The sequence below is a fragment of the candidate division KSB1 bacterium genome, from assembly GCA_034506255.1.
Taxonomy (GTDB): Bacteria; Zhuqueibacterota; Zhuqueibacteria; order Zhuqueibacterales; family Zhuqueibacteraceae; genus Coneutiohabitans; species Coneutiohabitans thermophilus.
In genome coordinates, this window is sequence record JAPDPX010000001.1 from 55,957 (window position 1) to 69,789 (window position 13,833).

At 62.4% G+C, this 13,833-nt stretch carries 7 protein-coding genes; 1 reads left to right on the top strand and 6 read right to left on the bottom strand.

All coding sequences use genetic code 11. From position 1 onward, the window contains the following. The first annotated feature begins 755 nt into the window (after positions 1-755). Complete coding sequence (locus ONB52_00270) at positions 756-3,716, top strand: GH92 family glycosyl hydrolase (GenBank protein MDZ7414571.1); 2,961 nt, start codon at positions 756-758, stop codon at positions 3,714-3,716. 237 nt (positions 3,717-3,953) lie between these two features. Here the strand turns inward: ONB52_00270 and ONB52_00275 are convergent, their stop codons facing one another. Genes ONB52_00275 through ONB52_00300 form a run of 6 tightly spaced genes read right to left on the bottom strand, consistent with a single transcriptional unit; the run spans position 3,954 to position 13,823 of the window. After that, positions 3,954-6,170: a glycosyltransferase gene (locus ONB52_00275; protein ID MDZ7414572.1), complete on the bottom strand. Its 2,217-nt coding sequence runs from the start codon at positions 6,168-6,170 to the stop codon at positions 3,954-3,956. Between the two features lie 2 nt (positions 6,171-6,172). After that, positions 6,173-7,213, bottom strand: coding sequence for an aminoglycoside phosphotransferase family protein (locus ONB52_00280; GenBank protein ID MDZ7414573.1), 1,041 nt, complete (start codon positions 7,211-7,213; stop codon positions 6,173-6,175). Then, positions 7,210-8,970 carry a phosphotransferase gene (locus tag ONB52_00285; GenBank protein MDZ7414574.1) on the bottom strand — a complete coding sequence of 587 codons (1,761 nt, stop codon included), beginning with the start codon at positions 8,968-8,970 and terminating at the stop codon, positions 7,210-7,212. The genes ONB52_00280 and ONB52_00285 overlap by 4 nt, the downstream gene beginning before the upstream one ends. Positions 8,971-8,989: 19 nt before the next feature. After that, a complete protein-coding gene (locus ONB52_00290; protein MDZ7414575.1) occupies positions 8,990-10,489 on the bottom strand; it encodes an O-antigen ligase family protein in 1,500 nt (499 codons plus the stop codon). A 2-nt stretch (positions 10,490-10,491) separates the two neighbouring features. Then, entirely contained in the window at positions 10,492-12,273 is a 1,782-nt protein-coding gene (locus tag ONB52_00295; GenBank protein MDZ7414576.1) for a phosphotransferase, read from the bottom strand. Next, complete coding sequence (locus tag ONB52_00300; protein ID MDZ7414577.1) at positions 12,270-13,823, bottom strand: flippase; 1,554 nt, start codon at positions 13,821-13,823, stop codon at positions 12,270-12,272. Before ONB52_00300 ends, ONB52_00295 begins: the two co-directional genes overlap by 4 nt. Positions 13,824-13,833 lie beyond the last annotated feature (10 nt).

The window sequence follows — 13,833 nt, forward strand, 5'->3', positions numbered from 1 at the left end:
AAGGCACGGCTGCATAATAATCCCTGCCAGCACGAAAGGCAACCTCGAAAAGCACCAGCAACAATATCGAGTGTTGCTTGCGGGCGGGAACCGAAAAACACGTCATTTGCGCAATCCCTCGGTAACGTGTGGAGTAGTAGCGCAGGCCTCCCTGGCGGCAGACATGATGTCCGGGGCTGCCAAGTTTTTTGAAGCGATAAAATTCAAAGTCCAAAATACGCAAGGACGCGAAACTGCAGGGGTTTCGCAGAGAGTAACCACTCCACCTCGGTTTGACCGTGGCGCAATCTTGCGATCCTCCCGATGTTTTCTGCCGGAATGCCACGGTCAAGCCGCGGCAGATCAAAACGGGACGGAACTGTCACCGCGAAGATTCGTGAACCACGCCACCGACTAATTCTGCAACGACAAACTCCAAAATCCGCTCCACAACCAAAAACTGGCATTCCCGTGGAATTTTCAGCAATACTGGGAGTGAAGCCCGTTATTGCTGCAGAAAAACTCTTCACTGAGACCTGACTCATTTTTTCCCCAACCGGGGCGACATCGCGGGCGGCGCCGGTGTAGCGCATCGGGGTAATGTCGCACCTGCGCCTGTCGCTTTCGCTGTCCGGTTAGCAGTCTGAGAGAAATTCTCCGCCGTTTTTTGCATCACGCCGACAGCTTTGCGCCTGTCTTCGCAACCGGCATTGTTTCGAATTTCGCTTCAAGTAGCGCGCCCCCGGCAGGGTGCCGTTGCCAGGGAGGATGAAAAAATGAAGGCCACTGCAATTTTTCTGCTCATGCTGCCCATGGCGGCCGCAGGTGCGCCGACCGACACCACCAATTATGCCCGTCTGGTCAATCCCTTCATCGGAACCGGCGGCCACGGCCACACCTTTCCCGGGGTGAGCCTGCCCTTCGGCATGGTGCAACTCAGTCCCGACACCCGGGTGCAGGGTTGGGATGCCTGCGCCGGCTATCATTACTCCGACAGCACGATCCTGGGCTTCAGCCACACCCATCTGAGCGGCACCGGCGCGATTGATTACGGCGACATTCTCCTGATGCCGACGGTGGGGACGCTTCAGCTCGTACCCGGCGGCGAAGATCAGCCCCAGTCGGGCTATCGCTCCCGCTTTCGCCATGCAAGTGAACAGGCGCACGCCGGCTACTATCGTGTGCAACTCGATGAGCACGGCATCGTCGTGGAGCTGACTGCCACCGCCCGCGCCGGCTTGCACAAATACGTTTTCCCCGCTTCGCCAGAGGCGAACATCATTCTCGATTTGCGACATGGCCTGGGGCCCGATCGCGTGCTGGAGGCGGAACTGGAGTTTGTCAGCGACACGGAAATCGCGGGACTGCGCCGCTCCCAGGGCTGGGCCGCGGATCAGCGGGTTTACTTCGTGGCGCAGTTCTCCCGGCCATTTGCCGCCTTCGGCGTTGCAAAGGACGGCCGGATTCTCCCTGGCCGAGCCAAAGCTGCGGGCACGAACCTGCAGGCTTTCGTGCGCTACCTCACACAGCCGCAGCAGGAGATTCTGGTGAAGGTTGGCCTCTCCGCGGTCAGCATTGCCGGCGCGCGGGACAATCTGCAGCGGGAGATTCCGGATTGGGATTTTGCCCGGGTGCGGCGCGCCGCGGAAGCCACGTGGAATGCCGCGCTGGGGAAAATCGTCGTCCGCGGCGGCTCAGCCGATGAACGGACGATCTTCTACACCGCGCTGTATCACACCCTGCTGGCACCCCACTTGTTCATGGATGGCGACGGCCGTTATCGCGGCCGCGATGGCCGGGTGCATCGCGCCCGGGGTTTCACCAACTACACCGTCTTTTCTTTGTGGGACACCTTCCGCGCCACGCATCCGCTTTTCACCATCATCGAACGGGCACGCACACGCGATTTCATTCACACCATGCTGGCGCAGTTTGAACAGGCGGGAAGTCTCCCGGTATGGGAACTGGCGGGCAACGAAACCCACACCATGATCGGCTATCACGCCGTGCCGGTGATCGTCGATGCCCATGCCAAGGGCATTCGCGATTTTGATGCCGCTCGCGCGCTGGCTGCCATGCGCCACAGCGCCGAAGTCAGCGCGCCCGGCCTGCGGCCCTATCGCGAACTGGGTTACATTCCCGCCGAGGACGAACCGGAATCGGTCTCCAAGACACTGGAGTATGCCTATGACGACTGGTGCATCGCGCAAATGGCCGGCTGGCTGGGCGACCACAAGAGTGCGCAACGCTATCGCGAGCGCGCAGCGTTTTACCGCAATCTCTTCGATCCGAAAACCGGCTTCATGCGCGGCCGGCGCAATGGCGGTTGGATCGAGCCATTCGACCCCGCCGAAGTCATTTTCGAATACACCGAAGCCAATGCCTGGCACTACAGCTTTTTTGTGCCCCAGGCGGTGACGGATCATATCGATCTGCTCGGCGGCGAGGCGCGCTTCCTGGCCAAACTCGATTCGCTGTTCCACGCCGATTCGGCGCTGCCGGGGAAATTTCAACCCGACATCTCCGGCATGCTCGGCCAGTATGCCCACGGCAACGAACCCTGCCATCATGTCGCCTACCTGCACAACTATGCCGGCGTCCCGTGGAAAACGCAGGAACGCGTGCGCGCAATCATGACGAAGCTCTACACCAACTCGCCCGCGGGCTTGTGCGGCAATGATGATTGCGGCCAGTTGTCAGCCTGGTATGTGTTCAGCGCGCTGGGCTTTTATCCTGTCTGTCCCGGATCGGATTTTTATGTCATTGGCAGTCCGCTGTTCCCACGCGCCACCCTGCATCTCGAAGACGGCAGCCGCTTCGTGATTGGCGCGGATCAGGTATCGGCCGCGAACAAGTATATCCAGTCGGCCCGGCTCGGTGCTGCGCCCCATCGCAAATCCTACCTGCGGCATGAGGACATTTTGCGCGGGGGCGAGCTCACCTTCGCGATGGGACCCGCGCCGAATCCTGCGTGGGGCGCCGCGCACGAGGATCGGCCGCAGGCACGCCTGGCGAGCACGCCGGCAGTGGTGACCCCCCTGATTCAGGCACGCGCCGCGTCCTTTCTCGACACGATGACCGTTCAGCTCGTTTCTCTGACGCCTGGCGCCACCCTGCACTACACCCTCGATGGCAGCGAGCCAACGCCGGTCTCGCCACGCTATGACCGGCCCATTCGCCTGACGGCCACCACCACGGTGAAGGCAATCGCCGTCAAGGCGGGTATGCAGCCCAGCAAGAGTGAGCGCGCCGTCTTTCTCGCCGTGCCCGAGCGGCGCCGGGTGGAATTGCTCACTGCCTATCGCGCGCCCTACACCGGCGGTGGCGATCAGGCCCTGGTTGATTTCGTGCGCGGCACCGCCAACTTTCGCAGCGGCGCCTGGCAGGGATTTCACAGAAACGATTTGGAAGCCATCGTTGATTGCGGCCGCGTGCGGCCTTTGCGCCGGATCGCAGCGGGCTTCCTGCAAAATGTCGGCTCGTGGATTTTCTTTCCCACAGCCGTGGAATTTGCCGTCTCGGACGACGGGCGGCAGTTCCGCGTCGTCGCCGGGTTTCATCACGAAACGGCACCCACGGATCAAGGCGCAATGCTGAAGGAATTTGCGCGCACCTTTGACGGTTTGAGCGGCCGCTACGTGCGTGTTCGTGCCCGCAATATTGGCCACTGTCCGCCGTGGCATTATGCCGCCGGCGGCGAAGCCTGGCTGTTTGCAGATGAGATCGTGATCGAATAGAAGCAGGAAGAATCAGATGGCAAAGCCGGAGGCGGGGGAGACGCCGGTGACGGCCTGGTGCAATTGCAAACTTGCACAAAGAGAAAACTGCTGTCAAACGACTGCTCCTGCAACAGCCAGGCTGTTGCTGCAAACACTCCGGATTTTTTAACACGAAAATACCTTGGTAGCAGAGCCTGCAAGGTCGGTGCCTGAGGGCACGAATATAAAAACCCATTCAATCATCTCTCCGTCCCCTCACTCTGCCCGCCGCCACAACTCGGGATGCGCGATCAGGTGTGCAAGCCGTTCGGTGTTGCGGTGCAGATTGAAGTGTGCCAACACTTTTTCGCGGCCGGCCTGTCCCAGGCGCCGGCGCAATTCCGGATCGGCATGCAGTTGTTGCAGTGCCTGCACCAAACCGTCAACATCGCCGGGATCGACCAGCAGACCGGTGCGGCCGTGCTCCACCAGCTCGGGAATGCCGGACAACCGGCTGGCGACCACCGGCAAACCGCTGGCCATCGCCTCCATCAACACCACCGGCACCCCCTCGCGCTTGCCACTTTTGGTCGGCACGCTTGCCAGCACTTTCACCTGCGCGGTTTGCAGTCTCTGCGCCACCTCGCGGCGCGGGCGGCTGCCGTGCAGCAGGATGCGATCGGACAATCCGCCGGCCGCAATTTGTTGTTCGATCGCCTGGCGCTGCGGCCCATCCCCCACCAGATCACACACCAAATCCACACCCGCCAGGCTCAACCGGCGACAGGCTTCGATGAGAAAGCGGTGACCCTTTACTTCCTCCAGCGAAGCGACGCATAAAAGGCGCAGCGTTTTATCCGCCGGCTCCGCCGCGGGCGGATGGAACACCGCGGGATCGATGCCGCAGGGGATGAGATGAATCTTGCGCCGCGCCGCCTCGCCACACGCCGCGACCATCACTTCTTTGTTGAAGGCGGAAATCGTGACGGCAAAGGCGGCGGCTGCGACTTTTTGGTCGAGCATGCGCCGGTCCTTGTGCAGGTCCGAGCCGTGCGCCGTGAAGCTGAACGGAATGCCGGTGAGGCGGTGAATGATCATCGCGGCGAGCGCCGGATGATTGGCAAAATGGGCATGAATGTGGGTGATGCCCTGCTGTTGCATCTCATACGCGAAGCGCACGGATTTGGGCAGAATGCCGAGTGCACCGACAAAAAAATTCAGGCTGCCCCAGGTGCCACGCAGGGCCTCGACCACCGTGCGGAGATAAACCGCCGGGTGGCTGCGCAGGAAATGCCAATGGGCCTGCAAAATGGGCGTGGAGAGGAATGGTTGAAAATGTGCGCGCCGGGTGAGCGCCACCGCTTCGGGATGTACCACCGGCTGATGCTCGCGCAGCAACGGATAAATTTCCACGGGAATGCCCAGGCGTTCCTGTTCGAGCATCTCATAGAGAATGAACGTCTCGGAGATTTTCGGAAAGCGCGACATTATGTAGGCCAGTTTTATCCCGGCGGGCGGCGCCTTGATGGTGGCCGGAGCCGGCTGGCGCTGCGTTTTCGCCTCGCGGTCGCGATGGCGCCAGGCATCCAGGCGGCTGACCCAGGGCTTCAGGCGCAGGCGGAAGAGTGCCGGTGTGGTGCGCGGCGTGAGGTTGGTGCGGCGCAGCCGCAGCGGGTCAACCACGCGCAGGTCATTGTGGCCATCGGCGGTGGTAAAGGCCAGCCGGAAACCCGCGGCGCGCAGCAAGGCCACCACCGCTTCATCGTGGCCGCCGCTGGGATAGCAGAAGATCGGCAGCGTCGTGCCGATTTCGCGCTGCAAATCCGCCTGCGCTTGGATGATTTCCCGGTGCGCCTGCTCCGGCGTGATTTGCGTCATGACCGGATGGTTCACCGTATGCGCGCCCAGCGTCACGCCCTCTGCCGCGAGCTGCCGCAGTTGTTGCCAGCTCAACACGCTGGCAGGCATCTCGCAGGGCGGCAGGAGTCGGCGGCAGATTTGCTCGACAAAAGCCATGGCCTCGGCATGCGGCAGCGACTTGACATGGTCCTGCGTTCGTTTCAGCGCCTGCCGCATGGCTTTCGCGGTTTTCAGGGAAAGCCGGCCCAGCGGCGTGAGCTCGAGTTCGGGGAGCGCAGCGGCACGGAACGCCTGATACAGACGATCCCACCAAAACGGCCGCTCGGGATGATCCGGGAAGCCGGTGGGCACGAACAGGGTGGCGGGCAGCCGGTATTTGCGCAAAATCGGCCAGGCGATCTCGCCGAAGTCGAGGTAGGCATCATCAAAGGTGAGCAACACGGCGCGCTCCGGCAGGGGCGTGCGGTGCTCGAGCGCATGCAACACCGCGGCGATGTCCAGCACGCGATAGCGCCGGCTGAGATGGCGCATCTGCTGCTCGAAAGCCGCGGGCGTGGCGCTGATCATGCGGGGATTCAAATGCGGCGCGCTGCCGGCCTCCGCGATGCGATGATATGTGAGCACCCGCAGCATGATCAACCCCGCCACTGCAATTGTCCGGCATGCGCAACGGCGCACCGCCAGAGTTGATAGTACCGGTTTTGGCGCAACCAGTGTCCGGTTGCAGGGTGGAGCGGTTGCCGTCTTTCCTGGCCGGCCTGCAGCCGCCGCAGCAATCCCACGAGATAGCGCACCCAGCACAGAACGAAGAGCGGCACCAGCCGGTCTTCAGGCACTGCCAGGCGTGTGGCATAGGTCCGAATGTGAGGCAGCGCCCAGGCGCGCGGACCGAAAAAGGCCTGCTGAAAAGCTGCGAGATAACCGGGTGTATGCCGGGCATTGTGCCGTGCAAAAGCCACGTAAGTCAGAAAAAAGTAGAGATCGATTGCCGGCATGCCGTGCGGCTCCGCCAGCTCCCAGTCCACCACGCCGATGTTGCCGTCGGCGGTCATCAAGATGTTGGGATGGCTGAAATCCTCATGGGAGAGCACCAGTGGCAGGCCGGGACGGAGCAAGGGCTCGCACAGCCGCCGGGTTTGTTCGAGCAGGACGGCATCCTCCCCAAACGCTGCGAGCGCAGTTTGCAGTTGTTCCAGCGGCTGGATGACCAGTTGGTCGAGTCGCGCCGGTGTTGACATGGCCGGTGAGCAGGTGGCGGCGTGAAACTCGAGCAGCCAGGCCAGGGCGGTGCGCAGACAATGTTCCGGCTGTCGCCGCACGACTGCCGGCTTCATCGGTTGGCCGGCCACCGCGGTTTCGAGCAACAAGTAGTGGCCGCCGAATTCCTCGAAGGCGATGACGCGCGGAATGGAATCAAACCCGCCGGGCCGGGCTTGTTGTGCGGTTTGCAGATTTGCGGCCTCGCGCTCGAGGCGGCCGTTGTCACCCGGCAGACGCGGCAGCTTGGCCACCATTAGCGGATGGTCGTGGCCCCTGGCCAAAACAAATGCAATCACGTGACCGGAAGCGCGAAAGCGCGGGGTGGCAAACACGCACGACAGGCGGTCCGCATCACCGAGGTGTTGCAGACCCAGCCGGTGCCAGTTCTGTTTGAGAAAGGAAATGATGGTGTTCATGTGCTGGAATTTTTGCGTGCCACGAGGCTCACACACGCGATCCCGCGCACCAGTGCACCGGAACGCAACACGACTCTGTCCAGGATCGCGATGAGCCGGCTTTTCAAATCGTGCGCGCGCCGCGCCCGCACGAACTTTGCGGCCAGCGCATCGTGCAGCGGAATGATTTGCACGGCCGTCGCGAACCCCGGGCGATGCCAATACATGGCGGTTTGTTCCAGGCCCAGGCGGCGGAGTTCCGCGGCATATGCCTTTGGCCCGCGAAGCGCCTGCCGCCAGCCTTGTCTCCCTTGGCGTAGACAACGGGCGAAAACACTGCCGATTTCGACATACAAGCAACCGCCCGGCCGCAACCCTGCGGCAATCGCGGCCAGCTCGTGCAGCCCTGGCGCCACCGCCACGGCCACATTGAAACGCGCTGAGGTGCCCAGTCCGGCGGGCGGCTGCGTAAAAACCGTGAGCGATTGGCTGAAGCAGCGGAGCGCCGCGATGAGCGTGTTGTCCTGTGGCCCGAAGTAGGCCACCTGCTGCAAGCGCGGCTCGGGCAGGAGAAAACGCCAGTCTATCCGGCGCGACAACAGCAGCAGCTCCTCCGCGGGCAACGTCTGACTGAGCGACGTTGCAGGCGCGGGCCGGGGCGTGAGGGAGGCACGGTGCGTGGAAACCGCGGCGGGCCTGCTCTCCAGCATGGCGGTCACGGTTTTGTAGAAAAAGCGATGCAGGAGTTTTTGCCGCACCGTCGCCGCATGACGGTTGCCGAACTGGCGCTGCATGCGCAAGCTCTTTGCCGACCATTTTTGCAGCATGAGCTTGAGACGAAAGAGCCGGATGATTTCCCATGGAATCGTCTCCCCCTCAAAATATCCCTGCAAAAATTCCCGGCTGCAGTGTTCGAGATGGCCGGCCGCGAACACCAGACCCTGGCTAAGCACCTGCGGCCAGGTGGTGATCAGCCCCGTGAGAAAATATGCGATATCCTCGTACACCGGCATCCGCCAGCGCGCCTGGGTGTCGAGTGCCAACACGCGAGGGCCGGGCGCGACCAGGAGATTGCGCAGGGCGTAATCGCCGTGCGTCAACCCCAGGGGCAGGAGAGCCGGCAGAACGTCCAGGGCTTCCTGATGCAGGCGGCATGTGAGTTGGCGAAAAAAGGCGGCGTTGCCAATCGCCGCGGTCAATGTACCGGTGAGACGGTCGAGCACATCGCAGTAAGCGTCGCGGTCGACCTCACGCGGGGTGGCATGCCCGCCGCGGTTCAACGCATGAAAAGCACGCAACCAGCTTCCCGCATGACGAAAGAAGAGGAAGAATCCTGCGCGCCGACCCCACGGCTGCAGCCGGCTGGATTTGGAGAAGAGCGCGCGCAAGGTGGGATAGGTGACCTCTTCCATCACGATTCCCAGCACCTCGGCCACAAAATCCAGCGGCCGCACCGCGGCGAAGCGCGCATCGCCCAGGCGGTTGAAATAGGCGTGAATATCGACCAGCGCCTGATATTCCGCGCGGAATTTGATGGCGGGTGCGGTGAGCGGCGCCGCCGACTCCGGGGTGGTCAGCGGCGGCGTTTTCACCAGCACGCCCTGTTCATCGCTCCCGGCTTTCAGCCGGAAATGGTAAATGGTGGAAGCGGTGTGCGGTACGGCGTCGACCAGTTCGAGCTTCAGCTCCCGGCCGGCCAGCTCGGGGTAGTAGCGCGGCGCGGCGGCGAAGAGATGCTGCCGCAGCCGTTGCACGCACGCTGCGGAAACCTGATTCATGGCTGTCAGACTGCGACTGTCATGCCGCGACCGGCAGGGGGTGAGGTGTCGCGCCGGCCGGCTGCGCGGCGCGCGCCTCGTTTTTGAGAAGCTGCAGCACCACCCCCGCGAGCGCGAGCAGAAACCAGTAGTAGCGCTGATAAGAAAGATGCAGAAAAACCGCGGTGCCGAGATAGGCAATGATGCTCAGGAAGAAAGCGGTCGCCAGATGCGCCAGCTCCGGCCGGTGCGGCAACCAGTGGCGGCGGGCACGCCACAATTGCACTTGCATGAAGAGCACGATCGCCAGGAAGGCACTCAGGCCGAACACGCCGTTTTCCGCGGCCATTTCGAGGTACATGTTGTGCGCCCGGCGGTTGCCGCGCAACAATTTGGTGCCGACCTCATTGCCATATTTGCGCACGTAAAATTTGGCGAAGTGGCCCGGGCCCACGCCGGTGAGCGGATGATCGACGAACACATGCAGCGCGGCGAGATTCTGGGCATAACGGCCGCGCAACGACCCGTCGAGCTCACGGGTTTTGGCGTCGCGCGCCTGCAAATTGGTGATATTGACCAGCCCCTTGACCCGGGCGATGTAATCGGGCAGGGCCAGCGCCACGATCGCCGCCAGCGCCAGACCGGCAGCCAGGGCATGGCCGGGACGAATGTATTTGAGCGGCACCAGCAGCAGGAAAAGCACCACCAGCGTGAGGAAGGTGGCGCGCGAGAAGGTCAACAAGACACCGCTCAAAATCAGGCCGGCGGCCGCGAGTGCCAGCAGCCGCCGGCGTGTGCGTTCGACATAAAAGAGATAAAGTGCCAGCGGCAGCAGCACCACCATGATTTGCGCATAGCGGTTCTGTTCCCCCACCGGCCCCTCCGCGCGTTTGGCGCCGGAATAGACGTCGTAATCGAGATTGTCGAAGTCGATGGTCTTCTTGCGCTGCGCCAGCCCGAAAAAATTGTTGTCATAGCTGTGGGTGAGTTCCTGCACCAGGCTCAGGCTGCCGAGAAAGCTGCCGACCAGCAGCAGGGTCCACAACACCCGCCGCAGGTCCGGCAGACGCCGCACGGCGTTGAGCACGAGAAAATAGAGCACGATCCCCTCGATGGCATAGTTGCCGATCTCGTTCAACGCCACAAAAATGTCCTTGCAGGTGAAAGAAGCGAGAATGAGCGTCAGCAGGTAAAGCAGCATCAGCCCCAGCACGCCGTCGACAATCAACCCCTCCCGCTGCACAAAAAGATAGCGGGCCAACGGCAGAGTCAGCAACAGCGGCACCGCCGCGGCCACCGGCTGTGGCACGCCGTGAAATTGATACGCCAGCACCGCAATGTTGCTGTAGAAGACGAAGGTGAAGAGCAGGGTGGCGGCCTGCGGCGAACGAAACAAATAAAGCCCGCTGAGCACGGCAATGCTGCCGAGTACGAGAAGGAGGAGCAGCTCGTGCGAGGCGAAATAGGCCACTAGGCCGAGGCCGGTCAGAAAGGCGGCAAGCGCCGTCAGGGTTTTGAGGGCGGGGAGGTGCGCATGCATGATTACACCTGTGGCAAAGGCGGTGAAGCGTGCACCGCAGCACGGTGGTCCGGTGGCTGCACGGTCAGCAGTGCAGCCAGGCCGGGCGCCTGGCGTTGCGCGATGCAAAGTTTGAGCAGGCGGTAGTAATGTCCTTCCGCCAGCGTTGCCGGTGTCAGGCGGCTGGCCTCCTTCAAGGCGCGATGCAGCCAGCAGGTGAAAAACAGCGGGCCGACCAACGCACGGTCGAGGCTGGTCACGGCACAATAGCGCGCCACCGTTTGCGCCAGCAACGCGCTCAACGGCGAGGCCGCCAGCAACATGCTGCGGAAGCCCTGCAGCGCATCCCGCAGACCCTGCCGGCGCGCCATCCAATTGCCGTAGGACCGCATGAAATAAAACAAGTCCCACAACGGCATGCCCTGCACCTCGCCGGCCTCCCAATCGATCACACTCACGCGGCCCTGTGCGGAGACCAGCATGTTCCAGGTGCCGGGGTCGCCGTGCTGCAGCACGGAGGGAAAGGGACGGCGGCTGGCGGCCACCCGCGCGATTTGCTTCTGCAAAAAATCACGTTCCGCCGGTGAGAGTTGATAAAGCCCGGTGAAACGTTCGAACAGGGTTTGCAGCACGGCCGCCGGCGCTGTCGCCGCCACTCTGTTTTCCGGCGCAGACCCCGCCGCCACCTGCACCAGCCAGTCGATGGCCTGCCTGGCGAACGGGCATGCGGACGTGCCGTGCGTGCGGCTGCGAAAGGGAACGCCGTGCACGGCGCGCTGACAGCAAATGGCAAGGCCGGCATGATGGCCGAAGAAAACCGGTTCCGGGAAAGTGTCCGGCGGCACCGATCTTTGCTCCTGCAAGCGCAGCAGCATGCGCTGTTCATTCTCCAGGCGGAAGTTGAATTCCGGCGCGCGGGTCATTTTGATGATCAACTCGGGCCGGCTGCTCTGCTCGGCAAAAAGAAAAAAGATTGTTTTGTTGGAATTGTACCTGCCGCGCGCCGAAACCCCGCAACGATAGCGCGACAAATCCACGCCCTGCTGGCTGGCGAGTTCGAGCAGAAAACGCGGCGGGGCCTGGCTTGCCGCGTCCGAGCCGTTGCGACCCACCAGCACCGCCCGCCGCGGCAACAGGCGGAAAAAGTGGGCTGACTGGCTGAGCGCGGTGCCCACCCGGCTGACCAGGCGCTTCAGCGGTGATTGGCCATAGAGCAAGTTGGCAAAAACAAAGCGCGCCATCGCCGCTTCGCCGAGCGGGAAGGCGGTGCGCCAATCGCCGCCAAACGGCGTGAGCCAAAATTGCCGGGTGACATGCAAACCCTGCTGTTGCAGTTTCGTCAGCAGCCGTCTGGCGGTCAAACGCTGGCGATAATCATGGCTTTCAAAGTAAATTGTGCCATGCGGCGCCAGGCACCGGCCCAACGCGTCCAGCAATGCCGGATGCTGCAGTGCCTGTTGCATGCTCCGCCGGCCGGCCAACACAATCAGATCGACACGACCCTCGGGCAGCGACAGCGCGGGGAATTGTGCCGGTTCGAGTACCTGCAGGCGGGAGCCGCGCAATGAGTCGAGTGCTGCTTCGCTGCGTTTGTGGCACACGGCGGCGCCGGCAATCACCGTGACCTCGGGGCAGAGGGTGGTCAACACCTGCATGGTTGACAAGCCGGGGAGACCCAAGATGAGCGCCCGTTCGAACCGCATGGTCGGCAGTAAGAAACGCCAGGGCGCACACGCCAGTCCGCCGGTGCAATTCGTGCCCGGTATGAATGCGGCCTGTAACGTGGTGTCGAGCATGCGGGTCATCGCAAAAGTTTTCCAAGCAACGGCAGTTTGAGCAGCTCGGGGAAATTTTCGGCGATGTGCAGCCGTTTCTTGCTCACCAGGATGACGAGCAGGGAAATCATGGCGGCGAGCGCCGCGGCAATGTAGAAATTAGTGGCCACCAGGAATGGCAGCACGAACAGCCCGCAGGCGCTGGCGGCGAGCAGCAGGTAGAAAGAGAGATAACTCTTCTCGAACAAGCTTACACCCGCGGCCAGGCGCAGGCCGATTTGCTTGAAAATGTTGTGGAGAATCATGGTGCCGGCGGTGCCGACCGCCGCGCCGAGCGCGCCGTGGCGCGGGATCAGGAGCAAATTGATGATGACATTGAACAGCGCCGCGGCGAGATTGATGCGCACGATATAGCCCATCCTGCCGATCACCTTCAACGTCAGGCCGTTGAAGCCGAGCGCGGCGTTGAAATAATAACCCAGCGACAGCAGCGCCAGGATGAGGCCGGATTGCTGGTAGCGCTCGCCGTACAGAAAAACCGTGAGCGGCCCGGCGATGGAGAAGGTGAGTGCGAACACCGGAAACGACAGCACCGCCAGCCAGATGGCGGTTTTCCAGTAAAGCGCGTTGATGCCGGCGTGATCCCCCTTGGCGAACAGCCGCGCCGCTGTGGGCGTGAACAGCAGCGCGAAACTGTTCATTACGATGGCGTTGAGTTTGGCCGCCGGCAGCACCACGCGATAATAGGCGACCTGGGTGGCGTCATGAAAATAGCCCAGCAGCAGCACGTCCGCCGAATGCATCACCACCGACAGCAGATCGGAAGTCATCATCGGCAGGGTGAAGGCAAAGACGGCGCGCAGCGGCACCACCAGGCCGCTTTCGCGCCAGCGCCCCAGCAGGTTTTCCCGGCGCAGCATGCGCACAAACAGCACCAGATATATCAGCACACCGAGCAGGCTCGCGGCGAGATAACCGTAGGCGAGAAACAGCACGTCGCTGCCAAACACCATCAACAACACCACCACGGTCAACTTCAGCAGCGGGCCGAGCACGTGCTTGCGAAAAAAGATCGAGCGCGCGTTGGCAAAACTCGCAAACAGCCCCAGGAACACGCCGTCCAGCACTTCGACCGGGATCAAAAAGATCAGCACGGCGAGCAGCGGGAACGAAGCCTTGCCCTCGGCCATCAGTCGGGCGACCAGCTCCGGTGCCGCGAAAAAGGCGCCGATGATCAGCGCGCTGGTGAGTAGAATGACGCCAAACACCAGCACCATGGTGCCGAAGAGTTTGTCGTATTCCCCCTTCTCATGATAGATCGGAATGAAACGCGAGATCGCGCGATCCAGGCCGAGCGTGGCAAAACCCTGGCAGAAGGACACCACCGACAGCGCATAGGCCCAGGCGCCGTAATCGCCGGTGGCGAGATGGCGCACGATCAACACCTGTGACACGAAGTTCAGGCCGACGGAGAGCAGTCGTCCGCTCAACAGCAGGCTGGAGCCGCGAATCTGCCTGCGCGTGGCATCCTTTCTCATTACGCGGGGCGCGGCCGCGATTTCGGTTGGGGAATCTGCCATGTTTATTCTG

Bases quoted from the DNA above. Each gene is read 5' to 3' on its own strand.
- ONB52_00290 (MDZ7414575.1), bottom strand. From the start codon at position 10,489: ATGCATGCGCACCTCCCCGCCCTCAAAACCCTGACGGCGCTTGCCGCC.
- ONB52_00270 (MDZ7414571.1), top strand. From the start codon at position 756: ATGAAGGCCACTGCAATTTTTCTGCTCATGCTGCCCATGGCGGCCGCA.
- ONB52_00300 (MDZ7414577.1), bottom strand. From the start codon at position 13,823: ATGGCAGATTCCCCAACCGAAATCGCGGCCGCGCCCCGCGTAATGAGA.
- ONB52_00280 (MDZ7414573.1), bottom strand. From the start codon at position 7,213: ATGAACACCATCATTTCCTTTCTCAAACAGAACTGGCACCGGCTGGGT.
- ONB52_00295 (MDZ7414576.1), bottom strand. From the start codon at position 12,273: ATGACCCGCATGCTCGACACCACGTTACAGGCCGCATTCATACCGGGC.
- ONB52_00285 (MDZ7414574.1), bottom strand. From the start codon at position 8,970: ATGAATCAGGTTTCCGCAGCGTGCGTGCAACGGCTGCGGCAGCATCTC.
- ONB52_00275 (MDZ7414572.1), bottom strand. From the start codon at position 6,170: ATGCTGCGGGTGCTCACATATCATCGCATCGCGGAGGCCGGCAGCGCG.